Annotated in this window: 18 protein-coding genes and 2 tRNA genes; 11 read left to right on the forward strand and 9 right to left on the reverse strand. The window is 56.7% G+C overall.

Annotated elements, in window-relative coordinates; genetic code table 11:
* Window positions 1-97: 97 nt before the first annotated feature.
* Together HMPREF2614_RS04850 and HMPREF2614_RS04855 are read left to right on the forward strand one after the other, a co-directional pair.
* Window positions 98-172: transfer RNA gene (locus HMPREF2614_RS04850), tRNA-Val, on the forward strand.
* 27 nt (window positions 173-199) lie between these two features.
* A tRNA-Gly gene (locus tag HMPREF2614_RS04855) sits at window positions 200-272 on the forward strand.
* Window positions 273-589: 317 nt separating this feature from the next.
* On the opposite strand, the gene HMPREF2614_RS04860 is transcribed toward HMPREF2614_RS04855, so the two are convergent.
* On the reverse strand, window positions 590-1087 hold the full coding sequence (locus HMPREF2614_RS04860; protein ID WP_016422668.1) for a ferritin: 498 nt from the start codon (window positions 1085-1087) through the stop codon (window positions 590-592).
* A 103-nt stretch (window positions 1088-1190) separates the two neighbouring features.
* Between HMPREF2614_RS04860 and HMPREF2614_RS04865 the strand changes: the two genes are divergently transcribed.
* The 3 genes from HMPREF2614_RS04865 to msrB are packed head-to-tail and all read left to right on the forward strand — an operon-like array spanning window position 1191 to window position 3821.
* Window positions 1191-2003: a dihydrofolate reductase family protein gene (locus HMPREF2614_RS04865; RefSeq protein ID WP_038628857.1), complete on the forward strand. Its 813-nt coding sequence runs from the start codon at window positions 1191-1193 to the stop codon at window positions 2001-2003.
* Between the two features lie 11 nt (window positions 2004-2014).
* Window positions 2015-3403: a glycosyltransferase family 87 protein gene (locus HMPREF2614_RS04870; RefSeq protein WP_224792280.1), complete on the forward strand. Its 1389-nt coding sequence runs from the start codon at window positions 2015-2017 to the stop codon at window positions 3401-3403.
* On the forward strand, window positions 3396-3821 hold the full coding sequence (gene msrB, locus HMPREF2614_RS04875; protein WP_016422665.1) for a peptide-methionine (R)-S-oxide reductase MsrB: 426 nt from the start codon (window positions 3396-3398) through the stop codon (window positions 3819-3821). The genes HMPREF2614_RS04870 and msrB overlap by 8 nt, the downstream gene beginning before the upstream one ends.
* A 91-nt stretch (window positions 3822-3912) precedes the next feature.
* Here msrB and hemQ read toward each other — a convergent pair whose 3' ends face one another.
* The 3 genes from hemQ to hemE all read right to left on the reverse strand — a co-directional run bounded on the left by hemQ (window position 3913) and on the right by hemE (window position 7391).
* On the reverse strand, window positions 3913-4611 hold the full coding sequence (gene hemQ, locus HMPREF2614_RS04880) for a hydrogen peroxide-dependent heme synthase (protein WP_016422664.1): 699 nt from the start codon (window positions 4609-4611) through the stop codon (window positions 3913-3915).
* An 86-nt stretch (window positions 4612-4697) separates the two neighbouring features.
* On the reverse strand, window positions 4698-6176 hold the full coding sequence (hemG, locus tag HMPREF2614_RS04885; RefSeq protein ID WP_052155607.1) for a protoporphyrinogen oxidase: 1479 nt from the start codon (window positions 6174-6176) through the stop codon (window positions 4698-4700).
* A 105-nt stretch (window positions 6177-6281) separates the two neighbouring features.
* Window positions 6282-7391: a uroporphyrinogen decarboxylase gene (gene hemE, locus HMPREF2614_RS04890; RefSeq protein WP_070560342.1), complete on the reverse strand. Its 1110-nt coding sequence runs from the start codon at window positions 7389-7391 to the stop codon at window positions 6282-6284.
* A 134-nt stretch (window positions 7392-7525) separates the two neighbouring features.
* Here hemE and HMPREF2614_RS04895 point away from each other — a divergent pair, with 134 nt between their 5' ends.
* Both HMPREF2614_RS04895 and HMPREF2614_RS04900 read left to right on the forward strand, forming a co-directional pair.
* Entirely contained in the window at window positions 7526-8116 is a 591-nt protein-coding gene (locus HMPREF2614_RS04895; protein ID WP_038628853.1) for a DUF3000 domain-containing protein, read from the forward strand.
* A gap of 40 nt (window positions 8117-8156) precedes the next feature.
* Entirely contained in the window at window positions 8157-9458 is a 1302-nt protein-coding gene (locus HMPREF2614_RS04900) for an HRDC domain-containing protein (RefSeq protein ID WP_049181522.1), read from the forward strand.
* On the opposite strand, the gene HMPREF2614_RS04905 is transcribed toward HMPREF2614_RS04900, so the two are convergent.
* The 3 genes from HMPREF2614_RS04905 to dut form a co-directional block, all read right to left on the reverse strand.
* Window positions 9459-10724, reverse strand: a complete 1266-nt coding sequence (locus HMPREF2614_RS04905) for a class I SAM-dependent RNA methyltransferase (protein ID WP_038628851.1) — start codon at window positions 10722-10724, stop codon at window positions 9459-9461. It lies immediately after the preceding gene.
* Window positions 10725-10858: 134 nt separating this feature from the next.
* A complete protein-coding gene (locus HMPREF2614_RS04910; protein WP_038628848.1) occupies window positions 10859-11638 on the reverse strand; it encodes a DUF3710 domain-containing protein in 780 nt (259 codons plus the stop codon).
* 118 nt (window positions 11639-11756) lie between these two features.
* Window positions 11757-12209 (reverse strand): dUTP diphosphatase, encoded by a 453-nt coding sequence (dut, locus tag HMPREF2614_RS04915; RefSeq protein WP_038628845.1) that lies wholly within the window; start codon window positions 12207-12209, stop codon window positions 11757-11759.
* Between the two features lie 166 nt (window positions 12210-12375).
* Between dut and HMPREF2614_RS04920 the strand changes: the two genes are divergently transcribed.
* Window positions 12376-12852, forward strand: a complete 477-nt coding sequence (locus tag HMPREF2614_RS04920) for a DUF3093 domain-containing protein (RefSeq protein ID WP_038629599.1) — start codon at window positions 12376-12378, stop codon at window positions 12850-12852.
* Window positions 12853-12961: 109 nt separating this feature from the next.
* Here HMPREF2614_RS04920 and HMPREF2614_RS04925 read toward each other — a convergent pair whose 3' ends face one another.
* The gene (locus tag HMPREF2614_RS04925) at window positions 12962-13258 is read right to left on the reverse strand and encodes a DUF4193 family protein (protein WP_038628842.1); all 297 of its coding nucleotides are present in this window, start codon (window positions 13256-13258) and stop codon (window positions 12962-12964) included.
* Window positions 13259-13461: 203 nt separating this feature from the next.
* Here HMPREF2614_RS04925 and HMPREF2614_RS10885 point away from each other — a divergent pair, with 203 nt between their 5' ends.
* Window positions 13462-14070, forward strand: a complete 609-nt coding sequence (locus HMPREF2614_RS10885; RefSeq protein WP_158407486.1) for a LytR C-terminal domain-containing protein — start codon at window positions 13462-13464, stop codon at window positions 14068-14070.
* A 10-nt stretch (window positions 14071-14080) separates the two neighbouring features.
* Here the strand turns inward: HMPREF2614_RS10885 and HMPREF2614_RS04935 are convergent, their stop codons facing one another.
* Window positions 14081-14974 (reverse strand): inositol monophosphatase family protein, encoded by an 894-nt coding sequence (locus HMPREF2614_RS04935; RefSeq protein WP_049181526.1) that lies wholly within the window; start codon window positions 14972-14974, stop codon window positions 14081-14083.
* A 118-nt stretch (window positions 14975-15092) separates the two neighbouring features.
* On the opposite strand from HMPREF2614_RS04935, the gene ppgK reads away from it, so the two are divergent.
* Window positions 15093-15848 (forward strand): polyphosphate--glucose phosphotransferase, encoded by a 756-nt coding sequence (ppgK, locus tag HMPREF2614_RS04940; RefSeq protein WP_070560345.1) that lies wholly within the window; start codon window positions 15093-15095, stop codon window positions 15846-15848.
* Window positions 15849-16244: 396 nt separating this feature from the next.
* A complete protein-coding gene (locus HMPREF2614_RS04950; protein WP_070560347.1) occupies window positions 16245-17831 on the forward strand; it encodes an RNA polymerase sigma factor in 1587 nt (528 codons plus the stop codon).
* The last annotated feature ends 135 nt before the right edge of the window (window positions 17832-17966 follow it).

The following is a 17966-nucleotide window of genomic DNA, read 5'->3' on the forward strand; positions in this document are numbered from 1 at the left end:
AGGGTCGCGGGTTCGAGTCCCGTCATCCGCTCAGTGCAAAGCCCCCTTCTCTCAGAAGGGGGTTGCGCATGAAAGCTTTTATATAGCTTTTAACCCAGCGCGATTAGCTCAGTGGGAGAGCGCTTCCCTGACACGGAAGAGGTCACTAGTTCAATCCTAGTATCGCGCACCACGTAAGCCCTTATGGGCGAACGTATTTGCGGATGTAGCGCAGCTGGTAGCGCATAACCTTGCCAAGGTTAGGGTCGCGGGTTCGAGTCCCGTCATCCGCTCAGACTAACTCCCTCCCGGGTATCCGGGAGGGAGTTTTCGTTTAACCTCAGTCAAGCAACCAATTTCATTGAGCCTTACCCCCCGTGTTAAGTAGCAAGACATGTCTTTCACCGGGCGTCTCGGCTGCCAAGTTTTCCAATTCGGCGGGCTTTGCTGAGCAGCTCACTCGCTTAGGACTATGAATGATCAGCCCATGGCAGCTCCACGAATTTAGGTTTGACTCATCGATTGAGGCTCCAGCTGAATAGAAATGACCGCCCCAGGCACTTAGCCCTGAAGCGGTCTTTTCTATCAAATTTGTGAACTGAACTCGAGGTTACGCTGCGTCGCGAGCGCCGAGCTCCTTGTCCAGGCGCAGCAGGCCAGCGCCATCGTCACCCAGAATCTCCAGGCGACCGATGATGCCGCGGACGGTGTCCTCTTCCTCAATCTGCTCAACTACGAAGCTATCCAGCAGCGGACGAGAGTCGATGTCACCTTCGCTGTCAGCAAGGTTGCGCAGGTTACGGATAGATGCCGAAACCTTCTCCTCGTGCTCGAGCGCAATGCGGAATGCATCGATAGCGGATGTGACCTTCACCTCCGGCGCCTCGACGGCGCCGATCTGCGGGCGATTGTCGCGAGCGTCAAGGTGGTTAATGAACTGGTTGGCGTGATCGATTTCTTCCTCCGCCTGTGCACGCATCCACTCTGCCATACCAGAAAGGTCCAGCAGGTCCAGCTCGATAGCGAGCTGACGGTAGACGTGCGAAGCGGTGAGCTCCATAGTGATCTGGTCGTTGAATGCCTTTTCAAGGGTATCTGTGAGTCGCATACCTCCACTATAGGCAAAACCCTCGTAAACAACAACGATTATGGCGCTGCCCTTATAAGCCAGGCCTTGCCTACTTTGCAATCGTGAGCTTAACCTCAGCGGTATGGCTACACTCACATCCGCAAACCCATCTACCGATGAACTTCTTCACTTTCTTTCCCGACCAGCACAAACGACACCTGCTTCAGCGCCGGAGCTCCCCGCCACTCCCACAGTCACCGCCATCGCCGTCACCAGTATGGACGGACGTGGCGCCATCGAAGGCACCTCAGGACAGCTTGGCAATGACACCGACGCCACAATTTTCAACACGCTTCGTGCGCTTGCCGACGTCGTTTTCGTCGGCACGGGCACCATTGTCGCAGAAGACTACGGCCCAGTTGAGATACCGGAGCACCTAGAGGCCGTTCGTCAAAAGCTTGGTCGCTCTGAGCATGTGGCAATGTCCACGCTCTCGCGTTCCTTGGACTTGGACGTAGAGTCCGACTTTTTTACAAACGCAGAAGCGAATCCTCCGATAATCTTCACCCCTACTGAGGACACTTTTAATAGCGAAGAGGAAACAGCCGCGCACGAGAACAAAGTTAAAAAGATAGAGTCAGCCGGGGCGCTCGTCGTTAAGCTCCCTAACCCCTCAGTAGGTGCGGCGATAACGTGGCTGGCCGAGCACGGCTACCGCGACATTGTCGTAGAGGGTGGTCCGACGATGTATCGAGAGGCGTTGCAGCAAGGGTGCGTTGACGAAGTGTTCCTGACGTTGTCGCCGACGTGGGTGGGTAACGGTCCCCTGACTTTCGGCGAGAACGACCCTGAAGAGGAATCGAACTCGACGAACCCGCAGGCTTTTGAAGTGCGGGGTATCCTACGTTCCGACTCACACATCTTCCTACGCTATTCCCGCAGCTTCACCCAGTAGGGTGGAGTATTGTGAGTAAACCAAAAATCGACGTGAGCGCAAGCGCAACGGCATTAACGCAAACGTCCAAGGACACGCCAGGAACACCTTCGGTGGCTCCACGCCCTCTGTCTCGGCAGGTGTCGCGAGGACTCAGCGCTTTCTTGTGGCCTATCGCAGCTGTGGTAATTTTTCACCGCACCTGGGTTTTGCCGAAAGACGTGTCTGGCACAGATGACTTTACGACGGTCTGGTCAGCAATTAATCGATTCGTGTCGCAGGTACCCGTTTATTCGGAAGACTACGTAACAGCCGATCCGCACTATCTGTATTCCCCAGGCGCTACCCTACTTTTAGCCCCGATTGATTTGTTCGGCTCGCTTGAATCGGGCCGAATCTGGTTTGCGGTATTTCAGTCAGCTGCAATCATTGCGGCAATTGTGTTGCTACTCAGGTGGCTTGGTATTGCGCGCTCTGGCCCCATCATTCCAGCGTCGATAGCACTGCTTTACCTCACGGAACCCGTTACCAACACGCTTGATTTTACGAACGTCAACGGTTCACTGTTCCTTGCATTAGTGCTGTTTTTTATTGCACTGACCGAGCGACGCAATATCCTGGCCGGCCTGATTATCGGTATCGCAATCACTATCAAGCCCGTATTCTTGCCAATGCTGTTCCTACCGTTCATGCGCAGGCAGTTCTCTACGATACTGACCAGTATCGGGGTGGTAATTGCAGCCAATGCCGTTGCGTGGCCGCTCATGGTCCAACCACGTGACTACCTAGATATCACTATCCCCTACCTGGGAGTTGTCCGTGACTTTGCGAATGCTTCACTGACTGGGCAGCTTGTTTGGCTGGGTGCCCACCCGACATTGATCTTGCTGTGGCAAATCTTTTTCGGCATTTTTGTCTTGGTATCTGTCGTTCTCCTTCTTCGCTGGCTCGAAAGGGATGAGAAATTCTGGATTGCTACAACTTCCGGAGTTCTCTTCACCGGCGCGTTCTTCCTTTCCAGCCTAGGACAGCAGTACTACTCGATGACGCTCTTGCCAATGGTTCTCACCGTGCTTCGCCCATTGGTTTTGGATTGCGACAATGAAGGAAATATTGGTTCGACTGTCATGTTGAATTGGGGCGCAGGACTCGGAGTCGTACTCTGTTTCTTCTACGCCAATTGGTGGATTGATGAGGATGACCTATTTTTCCCGTGGTTCACGGTTGCAATCGGCGGTATTGGATGGGCCGTTCTTATTCTCTCCATCACGGCAGCACTGATTCGAATGACGATTGTGGATGCCGTCAATGGGCGTAGCTTTGCATCCGGCTTCAGCTGGCTGGGTGACTGGAAGATCGCAGGCGGGAAGTTTAATCAGGAATCTGATCTCAAGTCTGAGGAGGCTATTCAGAATGGATAATTCGCATAGCGAAGACTGGAATCTAAGCGAAGAAGAATGGCGCGAACTCCTCAGTGTCGCAGAGTACCAGGTTTTGCGTCAGGCAGGTACTGAACGCGCCTTCACCGGTGAGTACACCGATACTAAAACTCAAGGTGTATACCGCTGCCGGGCTTGTGGTTACGAGCTGTTTCGCTCGAACGAGAAGTTCGACTCTCACTGCGGTTGGCCATCTTTCTTCTCTCCACTAGCAGGAGACCGCATTATTGAGCGACGAGATACGAGCCTCGGTATGGTCCGCACCGAAGTGCTGTGCAGTCGTTGCAAGTCTCACCTCGGCCACGTCTTTGAGGGAGAGGGATACAATACTCCAACCGACCTGCGTTATTGCATCAATTCAATTTCACTCACGCTGGAACCGGACAAGACGGCTGAATAACCGGATAAAGAAACAGCGCCGCTGGTCACAATCCCGTCAGTTAACGGGGCTTGACCAGCGGCGCTGCTGATTTTCTCGTAGATTGCACGGGCTACGGCAGAACGTTGATAATCTCCGCGATGTCATCGACGCGACGGCCCGTGTGGAACGGAATCTCTTCGCGGACGTGCAGACGAGCCTCGGTGTAACGCATCTTCCACATCAAGTCCACAATGCGGTCGAGCTCCGGCCCCTCGAATGCAAGGATCCACTCGTAGTCGCCGAGTGCGAACGCCGGGACAGTATTGGCGCGCACATCCGGGTAGTCACGACCGGCCATACCGTGTTCAGCAAGGATGCGGCGACGCTCGGTTGGCTCCAGCAGGTACCAGTCGTAGGAACGGACGAATGGGTAAACCGCAATCCATCGTCCTGGCTCTTCACCCATGATGAACGACGGCAGGTGCGACTTATTGAACTCAGCTGGACGGTGCAGCGCAGCGTTCGACCAGTGCGGGGTGGATGCCTGGCCCAGCGGAGTCTCGCGCAGGAAAGCGTTGTAGAACGCCTGCAGATCTTCCAGTTTCTCTGCGTGAATCCAGAACATGAAGTCAGCTTCAGCACGCATGGCCGAAACGTCGTAGAAACCACGGATGATCAGATCGGTGTCTTCGTAACGAGCCAGGAATTCCTTGGTCTTAGCCACTGCCTCTTCGCGGTTTTCTCCGAGTGCGCCCGGGGTCACCTTGAAGGTAGACCACATGGTGTAGCGGATGGTGTCGTTGAGCTTCTTGTAATCGAGCTTGGTCATCAGTTCTCTCCTAGTTCGGTTGAAAAGTCTGTTCAAAAATTCAATGGTTCGGCGCCAGTTTCGTACTCAGCACCAATCTCGCAGCTTTATCCCAGCTCCGCAGCAATCTTGTTAGCCGCAGCCTTGGCGTTGGAAATACACTCCGGAATGCCCGGGCCACTGAGCCATGCCCCTGTTGCTGCAAGCTTAGGCACCTCGTCCAACTCGTGGCGAGCAAAATCCATCAAACCTCCATGCCCCATATCGAAGCGTGGAATCCCTGCCCACCAACGCTGGACGAAAACCGCTGTCGGTTCAGCATCAAAGCCAGTCGCCTTAGCCAAATCCGCCTTTGCCCTGGCGATGAGGTCTTCGTCGCTGCGATGCACGTGCGAGTCATCATCAAAACGGCCGAAACTTGCCCTCACAACGGCACCGTAGCGCTCACCAATATGTGGCCACTTTCGGGACGACACTGTGAAAGCTTTCGCGGACAGGTCCGCACCAATCTCACACAACACGCCGTTGATCTCCGGCAGTCCGTCCGATGTGTCGAAACACATACCGACCACCGCCGAGTTCGACGTGTCTACCCCACCGATAAGCTCTGCCGCCTCTGGAGCAAGGCTGCTCAACAGCTCTGATGTGGTTGCAGAAGGTGCCGCCAGGACAACACCGTCGACGTCGATCGTGTTAACGCTCGTGCCGCTTTCCGACGGCGCTTCCACTGTCACCTCAAAGCCATTGTCATGCTGCCGCAAGCCAGCAGCCTTCGTCGACAAGAGGAGTTCGGCTCCCGATTCGTCGGCAAGCGTGTTGTAGAGGACCTCGAAGCCATCTCGGAACGTTTGGAAGACTACCGGTTGCTTCGTCTTCGCAGAGTCTGTCGCAGCCTCACTGCTCAGACGCGCCTGCTGCGCCTGCTTACGTGCTTCCAGAACGCGCTGGACAGCGCCGGTGAGGCTGACATGATCACCGACACTGGCAATTTCATCAAGCGCTGCCGCCAGCTGTGGGATGGTCGCACGCAGGCCCAGATTGTATGCGGTGGTTGAGTAGACGCCCCCGAGCAGCGGGGAGACGATGCGGTCAACCACTTCTTCACCGAGACGCGCCGCGACCAGCTGGCCGACATTCATGTCGTCGCCCAGTACCCAGTGCAAGGCTGGAGTGAGCTCGGGGTTCGACTCAGCATCAATCTTGGCGAGGGTGGCCTCGCTGAGGAGATAGCCCAACCCCTCTGAGCTTCCTGGAATACCGGTGACCGTATTGCGCGGAAGGTCCTTGAGCTCACCGCCAATGTAGAGCTTGGAAGGCAACCCCGAAGGGGCGACTAGCTGATCCGCCAAACCGAGTTCCTTGAAAAACTCGGTGGCATCGTGACGGAATGCCAGGTACGCCTCAGCGCCCGCTTCAAGAGGGCCGTTAGCTCCTGGTCGAGTCTTCAGCTTGCCGCCGACCTGTGCACTGGACTCGATGACAATAATTCTTGCGGCGGGTCCGAGCTTTTTACGCAACTCATACGCTGCGGTCAGGCCGGAGATACCGCCACCTACGACGGCAATGGTAGAAGGTTGTGCAACCACGGTATTTCGTACGCTTTCTCTATGCCCGCCCCTCGAGCGGGCACGGTCGATAAGACTTGTAGAAAATTAGCTAGTGCGTGTTTTACACGCCTGTTGCGTCGGCTATTACGTTGCGTGAATGATTTCAACGGCGCGCGTAATCGCGTCGGCATCGGTATTCGGTAGCACCCCGTGACCCAAGTTGAAGATATGTCCACGGGCATCACCACGCTTAATTGCACGGTCCGCTTCAGAACAGATGCGCTGGATCTCTTGGGTCATTGCAGCTTCACCGGCAAAGAGAATCGCCGGGTCAAGGTTACCCTGCAATGCAAGGCTGTTTTGCGCCGGGTCTGCGCCTCGGTGAACGTCGGAAAGCGTGGCACGAATGCGGTTGGCAGCAACGTCCAGTGGCACGCGCCAGTCGACACCCATGACTTCTGGGCTGGCTTCAGCCATCGCACCGAGAAGCTCGCCGGTCCCCACACCGAAGTGGATGCGCGGAATGCCGACGTCGGCGAAGGCCTGGAAGATTTGCTTCGAGTACGGCAACACAAAGCGGCGGTAATCACGCTCGGTAAGATAGCCAGCCCAGGAGTCGAAGAGCTGAATAGCGTCCACGCCAGCGCCAATCTGCGCGCGCAGGAAAGCAATCACCATCGGAGTGATTTTCTGCATCAGGTGACCCCACAATTCAGGGTCCGAGTGCATCAGCGCCTTAGTGCGCTCGTGATTGCGGGATGGACCGCCTTCAATCAGGTACGATGCCAAGGTGAATGGTGCACCGGCGAAACCAATGAGTGCCTGGGTATCAGTCAGCTCTTGCAGAATGAGGCCGATACCCTCGGCCACCGGAGCGAGTTGCTCTTCTGTGACTTCCGGTAGCGCCTTGATGTCTGATTCTGAGCGCACCGGAGTATCCAATACTGGACCGCGACCAGGAACAATATCCAGGTTGACACCCGCGGCCTTCAGCGGCACGACAATATCGGAAAAAAGAATCGCAGCATCAACGTCGTGCCTACGTACCGGCTGCATAGTAATCTCAGCGAGCAGTTCCGGACGGAAGCAGGAGTCCAACATACCGATGTCCTTGCGCACCTCACGGTACTCAGGCAGTGAACGACCGGCTTGCCGCATAAACCACACCGGGCGGCGCGAAGGAGTTCGACCGTAAGCTGCATCAAGAATCGGGGCATCAGTCAAAGTGCGACGATTGTTCATACCGACAATCATGCCCCACTTACCTTAGAAATTAATGTGTGGGGTACTAAGAACAGGGAAATCGCTCGCCCTGCTGTGCGTTTTCGGCGAAGCGTTTGGTCGCTTTCCGCTCTGTTCGGCGCGCCTCCCACTAACGCAAGCGTCATATGGCTAAGTTCAGGCACGTGAATGGAACCGATTCAACGCCACAGAACTTCCGCGCCGCGGTCGAGTCAATGCACTCTGCTGAACTGCGACCTGAGATTGCTCTGGGCACCGTTCGGCCACCGCAGAAGCTGGCACCGTTTAGCCACGCTGTCTCGCTTGAGGTCACGCAGCCCGAAGCTGATATTGTCCCCGAGTCCTCGGACGATGATGCCTTTGGTCGTTTAATTTTGCTCCATGACCCCCGCAGTGAGGAAACCTGGGACGGTGACATGCGCTTGGTTGCATACATCCAGGCAGATATGGATGCCTCCCTCGCGGAAGATCCGCTGCTTCCCCAGGTTGCCTGGCAATGGCTCACCGAGGCTCTGGCTGAGAACAACGCCGAACTGTCGAACTTGGGTGGCACGGTGACAACTACGAACTCTGTCCGCTACGGCGAGATTGGTGGCAAGCCACAGGCCTTTCAATTAGAAATGCGCGCATCGTGGACTGCTCGTGGTACCGACCTGCGCACTCACGTTGAATCCTTCGCTCAGGTACTAGCGAACGTCGCCGGTCTGCCACCCGTCGGCGTATCCCTGCTGGGCTGATACTGGCAACTGCTGATACCGACGACCGAAGAGGCGAGCGATGAGCTCCGACGTGGAAACTAGTCCCGACGTAGAGGTAAGACTTGCCCCCGCCGAGGGAACTCCACGCGTGCTTTCCGACATCGACGAAATTATTGACGCCGGTGAGCAGCTAGCCAAAGGACACGGTTGGCTCGCAGTCGATACTGAACGAGCTTCGGCATATCGCTACGATGACCGCGCCTTCCTGCTTCAATTTCGCCGCCGTGGAGCGGGCACCTTTCTCATCGATCCCGAAGACGGGCGCAAGGCGATGGCCGTTTTCGGTTCCTCAGTCAACGACCTGACCTGGATTATTCACGCAGCTCATTCTGACCTTCCCTGCCTCGCAGCCCTGGGCCTCTACCCCACCAAAGTCATTGACACTGAGCTGGCCGGTCGCCTTCTCGGACTCGAGCGAGTCAACTTAGCAGCTCTGACAGAACGACTCCTCGGAGTTGGACTTGCCAAGGGGCACGGTCGAGAGGATTGGTCTACTCGTCCACTGCCAGCGGATTGGCTGGACTACGCAGCCCTGGATGTCGAGCTGCTTATCGAACTCGCCGAGGTTCTTTGTCAGGCGCTAGCTGAGCTCGACCGTTTGGAATGGCTAGAGCAGGAATGCGAACGCGAACTCGCTACCAACCGTAAATACCTCGATGGTCTACACGTCGGACACTCGTGGCAAGGACTCAAAGGCATTGGGAAGCTGCGCACTTCCGAACAACTCCACGTCGCCCGTGCACTGTGGACTGAGCGTGACGAAATCGCGCAGCAACGTGATGTCTCCCCAACACACATCATGGGGCACAGCGTTCTACGTACAATCGCAGAACAACTCCCAGGTACGCAGCGTGAGCTGACTGCAATCCGTGGATTTCCACGTCGCCGTCGCGGTGCTGCGGATGCTTGGTTGAAGATCGTTAATGAAGCCCGTCAGGAACCCAGGTCATCATGGCCGAAGCCTCAAAAGCCGCCTCGCAACGAGATGCCACACTTTCGGCGTTGGGCTGAACATGCCCCACAAGCCGCCGAGATTTTCGAAACCACGCGAGACTGCATCGACAACGTCTGTGCCCAAATACACCTGCGCAAAGACACACTCATCACTTCCGCGCAGACACGTGAACTTGTTTGGTGGATTCACAGCCGCGCAGTCGGCTCATTCGTATTCCGCCACCACGACAACTACGCTGGCGGCCTGCCAGCCGTTACAGAAATCTCCGCCCACCTCAGCGAACAGGGTTTCCGCCCATGGCAGGCACATTTGCTTGCCGACGTAATCGGCGCCAACGTCCTTGCGCCCATGCGGCACCCACTCTAGCTACAGCTGCTCTAGCACCGCGATGGTTTCAAAGTGATGTGTTAGGCCAAATGCGTCTACGACCTCGAGGTGTTTGAACGCGTAGCCGTGGTCAGCCCAGTACCGGGCATCGCGCGCAAAAGTCGCCGGATCGCAACCGAAATGTACAACCGTGCGTGGCTTGGCCTCAGCAATAGCGGCAATGGCATCCTTACCGGCACCGGAGCGCGGAGGGTCGAGAACGACGACATCCGGATTTGGTGTTTTCTCATTAGCAACTTCGCGGCGCACAACCTTGGTGACATCCCCAGTAACGAACCGAACTGGTGCCGCAGGTGTCGCATTCCCACTGTGATCAGCTGCAGTGAAGGCCCTGCGCCCCGCCGTCGCTGCCGCGGCAAACCCCTCGACAGAGAGAATTGATCCCTCAGCGTCTACTAGCTTGCGCAGCGCCGCCGCCAGAACGCCTGCGCCGCCGTAGAGATCCCAAGCACAGGAGAAGGACTGACCGGCCAACAGGCTAATGATGCGCGAGCCATAGAACTCAGGAGCATAGCGATGAGCTTGCCAAAAACCGGTAGTCGGCACATCGAAAGTAATGCCGTGAACAGTGTGCTGTGTGGTTGGCTCGCCTTCAATCACTGTTTGCTTGCGATTCCGGCCACTGCCGGAGACGTACACAGCGCTTCGGTTACCCTCGGCATCCATTGCCACATGGAGTTCTCCCAGCTTCGGCTTCTTGCGACCTCGACCGCTAGCGGGCTTAGCAACGGGGATGGTTCCGGCCGTCGAAAAGCCAGCGATGAGATTGGGAACTGTTTGGACGCACTCGGAGCCGATGACGAGCTCGTGGGAACGGGAACGACGTAACCCCGCTCGTCCCTGGGAATCCACGCCCAGCCGCACGCGCGTGCGCCAACGGGAGGTGGGAGCCAGTGGAAGGACATCGATAGCTGGCAGTTCGTCGGCGGTGAAACGTCCAAGCCGGCGCAGGCAATCGGTCAGGACATCAACCTTGAGACGCGCCGCGTGCTCAGGATCAATAAAACCCCAGTCGCAACAACCCGCGCCCTGCCGAGCTGCTTCGCAACGCTGTGAAATTCGATGCTCTGAGGCATCCAGAACCTCAACGACATTGCCGCGCCACAGCTTGGCATCAGGTTTGGCAATTTCGACAACAACGCGTTCGCCGGGGATGCCGCCGGTGACGAAACCGATACGTCCGTCATAGCTGGCAATGAATTCTCCGCCGGCAGCGGGACGGTCAATAGTCACTTCGATGTTCACGCAGTGTGATACTACCCGCTGACAAGAGAAAAGCCGCCGTCGGGTGACGGCGGCGGGCAGCGCACAGTGGCGCCTGCAAATCCTTTTCTAACTGGACAAGCAGCTAGCTTCTCTGTGCTGGCGGGTTGACCAAACTAATTGGTGGAACCATCCGGGTTGATACCAGTAGCGCCTGGCACCTGCCCTGGTTCACCTTCAGCTTGAGCAGCCTGGGTCTGCTGCTGGTATGCCTGACGAATCTGCTCCGCCATCTGGGACGGCAGCGTAACCGGAAGCGGCTGACCTGCCGGCATCGGGTTCTCACCGCGAGAGACGAAGCTACGGGCAAGGAGACCGCGGGCGAGGTCCGCAAGTTCCTCCGCCCGATCAGCCGGACCGGAGGCCGTCATGCGAAGCATCCAACGCGGGCCGTCGGCGCCAATGATTCGCATCTCCATATCGGAGGTGCGGCCAACGACCTCAGAACCCCACGGCCCCTGCTCAACGTGGACATCGAGGCCATCGGACTCAAGACCGTCCTTGATTTCCTGAGCGGACTCCTCCCAGAGGCCACCCGACGTCGGAGCAGCGAATGCTACAGGAGTTACGCGACCATGCTCAGTGGCGACGTGCAGCATGGTTGGACCTGTCGGCCCCATCTCCACCTGAATATCACCAACGTGAGGAATAGGCAGCAGCATCGAACCGAGGTTCAGGCTGGCCTTAGCGAAGTCTGAAAAATCAAACTGCGTCGGGCTAGCGCTGCTGATATCGAAGGGGCCGTTTGCTGGTGCGTTCTCCGCGGCGGTTTCCGACGCGTCGTCATGCAGGGTTGCGGTAGCTTCCTCAGAAGCTGGCGCCGCAGAGTCGGTGGTAACGGCCTCTGCCTCAGCAGCTGGTTCTTCTGGCTGGTTCTTCTTTCCAAATGGCCACATGGTGGTTTATTGACACCTCGCTAAAAAGAAATTTTTGTATACACCTTTGTAAACGCTTTATTGAGCTCTTCACGCATTGAACCACACTTGGTGGGGTCCCCGCGCTGTCAGAGACGTTTTAAAGCGTCGTGGACACTCCGGTTGACCCGTGACCGCCCGCACCGCGTTCAGTTTCATCGAGTTCATCGACCTCCACCATCGGACTGAGCTCGACCTTCTGCACAACCAACTGTGCGATTCGATCACCTTTGGTGATCTCCACCGCATTGGTCGGATCCAAGTTGATCAGGCAGACTTTAAGCTCACCACGGTAACCGGCATCAATCGTGCCGGGAGCGTTGACGATGGATAGCCCCTTTTTGAAAGCCAATCCGGAGCGTGGATGAACCAATCCCACTGTGCCCGCCGGCAAGGCAATGGCAATTCCGGTTCCGACGAGTGCCCGTTGCCCTGGTGCTAGGACGACATCCTCCGCTGAGCTCAAATCCACACCGGCATCATCAGCATGCGCACGCTGGGGGATCACTGCGTCTTTAGTGAGCTTTTTCACTTGCACCGGAGCATAAGTCATCTCTTCGTATATCCTTCGCTGTCGCGTCTTTTAAGAACCGCACTTCGGCCTTGTCAGTACCGAGCATAGCCGTGCCCTAGAATGGATAACCGTGAGTGGAAAAGATAACCTGCAGCCTCGTCGCGACGACAGCTCAGCATCCGTCTCTGAAGGTGCGGCAATAACAATCAGCTCGAGCGGAGATTCATCGATTGTCTATTCCGAAAAGCTCTGGGTTCCCTGGTGGTTCTGGGTACTCGGCGGTGTTGCCGTTTTCGTATGCACGGCTCAGATTGGCTTTAACCGTTCACCGATTTGGCTTGTCATCGGCGGCATTATTTGTCTAGCCGTAGGCGTGTGGGTGCTGTTGACTATGTCGAAGACCACGGTGTCCGTGGAAGTGGACAGCACTGGTGAACGCTGGCTTCACGCTGGCACGGCAGTTTTGCCAGCATCGGTCGTTGCCAAATCCCTGGTGGTCCCGAAGTCCGCGCAGCGCAATGCGTTGGGCCGTCAGCTCGATCCAGCAGCATTCCTGGTTACGCACACGTGGATTCCCACGATGGTGCTGCTAGTCCTCGACGATCCAGACGACCCAACCCCCTATTGGCTGGTCTCCACCCGCCGCCCCGAGGCACTACTTGACAGTCTCTTCGACCGCTAGGTCACAATCTCTCACCGCCGCTACACGCTTGCCGACGACCCCAGCGCCGCCATAACCGTGGTAGTGGCGGTTTTCCTTTTCCTAGGAAGTTATCCCAGTTGTGCGGGGATTAGGCACAGTCCTGGCAGATGGGGAAACCATCGCCGTTATCGATTGCAATCATCGAGCGGTGCATGACCATGAAGCAGGAGCCACAGGTGAATTCATCGTCTCCCTTCGGGGCGACATCCATATCGAATTCTTCACCCGCGATGTCGGCGACCGGCAACTCGAACGGCTCGACAATTTCGCCGTCGTCGGTGTCGTCGATTTCCTTCTCAGCAGATGCAGCCTGAAGGCCCTCGAGGGAATCGGTCTCCAGCTCTTCGGTTTCACGAGTACGCGGGGCATCGTAGTTTACAGCCATGTCCCAAACCTTCTTTCTGGACCTTTGCTAGACATTGTGAACTGACTTTTTCTCGGAGAATACAACGCGTTGAGACGATTGACACCCTGTACTCTCCAGTGCCTTTCTCAGCGGATATTAAGGCAATTCACGCTATCTGTCATCTCTGCAGGTCAGAACAGATTTCTATGCCCATTAGTCGAGGAGAGGATAACATGATGGTCATGAGTTCAGGCCCCGCGAGCACTTCGAGCGCATCACATCGACGAAAAATTGTTCCCTACGTGGTGGTTTCCGTCGTAGCTGTAGTGATTGCCGCTACGTCGTGGGTATTGGCATTCCGCAGCCAACCGGCCAGTTATCCGGTCCCCTGTTCCCTCCCCGCAGCTGGCACCCCTGTTTCCTCCACCACGCTAATCGGAGAACACGTCGTTCCACCGTCGGATGTTCATGTGCGCGTCTATAACGCCAACGGCAAAGTCGGCCAGGCTACAACCGTCGCCGAACAATTGCGGCAACTCGATTTTGTTCTCGATGAGCAGGTTCCCTACGGCAACGACCCTATTGTGGAAAACCAAGACCTCGGCTGCTTCGGCCAGCTGCGTTATGGCGAGCAGTTCAATGGCCACGCCGCAGCGCTTCACGCTCTTTTCCCCTGTTTTGAGCTCATCCACGATGGTCGGCCGGATGCAACCGTCGATGTGTCGTTGGGTAAGGGGTTTAAGGACCTCGAAGTAGTCAGCCAGGTTGAGGAAACGTTGTCCGCATTGAACCGTGGAGAACAAGCCGATCTAGAGGGGTTAAGCTCATTAAGCTCGAGCACCTGTTCCTAGACAGACGCCCCTAATTCCTAGCCTTCGCGGTCGCACCATCCAATGCTTCGAAGAACGCATCGGCAACTTCAGGATTCGCCGCACCGACACCGAAGTCGAGCGGGTCTCCCTCCGGCCGGCCAGCAGCGTTGGCACACTGCGTGAATTCCGGGACCCTAATTCTTGCGCCTGCTTCAGCCGCAATCAGAGCACCTGCTGCATAGTCCCAAATCTTGATGTCGTGTTCGTAATACGCATCAACACGGCCGTGCGCCACCATGCACAAATCGAGCGCCGCCGATCCCATGCGCCGAATATCTCGACACTCCCCCAACAACTGCGACGCTATCCGCCCCTGCACCTGCCGGAGATTAGCGGAATAGCTGAATCCTGTTGCCACAAGTGTCTTTTCCAGCTCGGCCGTTGGGGAACAACTAAGCGTCTGCACAGTGCCGTCCCGCCGAGAAACCTGAGCGCCCTCTCCCTTTGCTGCACTGTAAATCTCTCCCGAGGACACATTTGCCACTGCACCCGCCACGACCTCATCGCCTACGGCGCAGGCGATACTCACAGCAAAGTTGGGCAATCCGTAAAGGAAATTCACTGTGCCATCGATGGGGTCTACGATCCAGGTCACCGCTTCGGCCGCGTCAGTAGCTTGCGCTTGAGAGCCCGGGCCGTCGTCAAGCCCGCCTTCTTCGCCCAAAATACGGTCGGAGCTGCTAAACGCCTTGATGAGCGAACGAATGAGCTCCTCAGATTCACGGTCGACGACGGTGACCGGGTCAACAGCTGAGGACTTCGTTTCGGAGCTTGCTAAAACGCCATCGGAGCCGAGTTCGACCCGACGACTGGCGATGTGCGCCGCGGCTGCGCGGGCAATAAATACCGCGCGATCGCGCAATTCCCTGACGCTGGGTCGCACAGATCCGGGGCTATTCGGTGCACTAAACCCCCTATTATCTGCCCTGCTAGCGAGTTGTTCGGTGCCACGCGAGTTAATGCTCATGCCCCCATTGTGTCTGTTTCGTACAATTTGAGCTATGGGACAACGAATTGGATTTGGCATCGACGTCGGAGGCTCTGGAATCAAGGGTGGCCGCGTGGACCTTGATACTGGGCAGCTTATTGGCGACCGCATTAAGATTTTCACGCCACAGCCGGCAACCCCGGAGGCGGTTGCGAAGACCATTGCGGAAATTGTGGACATTGCGCAGTGGGATTCCGATGTCGGCATCACGATTCCGTCCGTCGTACAGAATCAGATTGCCTTGCTGGCCGCCAATATTGACGGTTCTTGGGTTAATACGAACTGCCAAGAGCTCTTCGCTAAACATCTGCCCAACAACAAAGCGCACGTGCTTAACGACGCTGACGCTGCCGGCCTCGCTGAAGTCCAGTTTGGCGATCCGGGCAATAAAACTGGCGCCGTGTTGTTGCTAACTTTTGGTACCGGCATCGGCTCCGCGCTTATTCATGACGGATTGCTCTACCCCAATTCGGAGTTAGGCCATCTCGTCATCGATGGCACGGAGGCCGAACACTTTGCATCCGCGAGAATTAAAGATGTGGAGGGGCTCGGCTTCGAAGAGTGGGCTGAGCGCGTGAGCAAGGTGCTTAGGACCTACGAGGCGCTGTTTTGGCCGTCACGGATTATCGTCGGCGGCGGAATCAGCCGCGAACACGAAAAGTGGATTCCGCTGTTGACATGTAAGACTCCAGTTGTCCCGGCAAGTTTGGATAATAATGCGGGTATTGCTGGCGCCGCATTTGCAGCTGACCAGGGGCTTTACCCTTAAACAGTTTCATTTCTTGGGTGGGGATTGGTAGCTACGCGTCGGGCGTGACACGTGGTTGAAGCCATGCCCCGTGGCGGCGATTTTCAGAATTGGTTTACAATAAGAAGTTGACTCACGGCAAGGTTGAATAATCAACAGGCTCGAGGAGGATTGGGAAAATCGAATTCAAGCGCACTGCTTCGATGAGGATTTTCACCGATTGCTTCTTCGCTAGGAGCCAGAAAAGCAACACTGATGACCGTGGCACGAAAAGGTCAGCGCTGAATGTTCTCCATTCAGCTAGCTGGCTGCAGACGAAGTAAAGGCGCACCACTGGCGCGTTGAGCTTCTCTCTGACCGAGAGAAGCTGGCGGCGGCTTTGGCGGCGCACACAACGTACATCGTGAAAGGGCGTTCGTGGCAGGCAACGAACTGGGGCAAGCTCAGGACCAATCCACCGGGAGTGGCACCGGTTCAGCTACTCCTGCAAAGAAGGCTGTAAAGAAGGCCATCAAGAAAGCAGTGAAGAAGACCGTGGCAAAGAAGACTGCCGCGAAGAAAACTGCCGCCAAGAAGACGGCTGCCAAAAAGACAGCTGCTACCGAGACTGCGGCGAAAAAGGCGACCGCTAAGAAGGCAACGGCCAAGAAGACCGTGAAGAAGGCGGCTAAGAAGTCGGTCGCTAAGAAGACCACACGTAAGGCCGCCGCCAAGAAGGCAACTAAGCGGACAACGGCTGCGAAGGCCACTGCGGCCAAGGCTGCTGCAGCGAAGGCTGCTGCAGCGAAGGCGAAGGACGCGCAGGCTCTCGACGCAACTGAGAACGAAGAGCTCGAGGACGAGGAACTCGATCACGACTTGGAGCAGGAGCGGGACTACGACCCAGATCTGGATGATGATCTCGAAGACGATGATTTTCACGACGATCTGGATGATGACGACCTCGAAGATGATGAAGAAGAGGACGACGAGGACGACGAGGACGAAGACGAAGACGAGGATGAAGAGGACGAGGGCGACGAGGTCTGGAACGAGGACGAGTCCGCTCGTCTGCGTCAGGCCCGCAAGGATGCTGCCCTCACCGCCTCCGCTGACTCTGTCCGCGCCTACCTCAAGCAGATTGGTAAGGTCGCGCTGCTGACTGCCGAGGAAGAAGTCAGTCTGGCAAAGCGCATCGAGGCTGGTCTGTATGCGCAGTACAAGATTGACGAGGCCAAGGAAGCCGGCGAGCGCATCGCTTACGCTCAGAAGCGCGACTTGCGCGAGATTTCTCGCGACGGTCAGCGCGCCAAGAACCACCTGCTCGAGGCCAACCTCCGTCTCGTGGTATCCCTGGCAAAGCGCTACACCGGCCGTGGCATGGCTTTCCTCGACTTGATTCAGGAGGGCAACCTCGGCCTGATTCGCGCCGTCGAGAAGTTCGACTACACCAAGGGCTACAAGTTCTCCACGTACGCAACGTGGTGGATTCGCCAGGCCATTACTCGTGCAATGGCCGACCAGGCTCGAACCATTCGTATTCCGGTTCACATGGTCGAGGTCATTAATAAGCTCGGCCGTATCCAGCGTGAGCTGCTCCAGGATCTCGGCCGCGAGCCCACTCCGGAAGAGCTCGCTAAGGAAATGGATATCACCGAGGAAAAGGTTCTCGAGATTCAGCAGTACGCTCGTGAACCCATTTCGCTAGACCAGACCATCGGTGACGAGGGCGACTCCCAGCTCGGTGACTTCATTGAGGACTCCGAGGCAGTCATCGCCGTGGACGCCGTGAGCTTCACGCTCCTCCAAGATCAGCTTGGCGACGTTCTGGAGACTCTCTCCGAACGTGAAGCCGGTGTCGTCCGTCTGCGCTTCGGCCTTACCGACGGCATGCCACGTACTCTTGACGAGATTGGCCAGGTCTACGGTGTGACACGCGAGCGCATCCGTCAGATTGAGTCCAAAACGATGTCCAAGCTACGTCACCCATCGCGTTCGCAGGTTCTGCGTGACTACTTGGAGTAAAGCTTTAACCTGGAGTCGTAATTGGGCTAACTGCTAAGCCCAGAAAATTGGGCTTGGATAAGGTTGCGCCCCTTATTCGAGCCCGATTTTTTTCTTCGGGAGCTGGGCTAGCGAGTTAGCGACTGCGTTTATGAC

The organism is Corynebacterium sp. HMSC074C11, from assembly GCF_001809455.1.
Taxonomy (GTDB): Bacteria; Actinomycetota; Actinomycetes; order Mycobacteriales; family Mycobacteriaceae; genus Corynebacterium; species Corynebacterium amycolatum.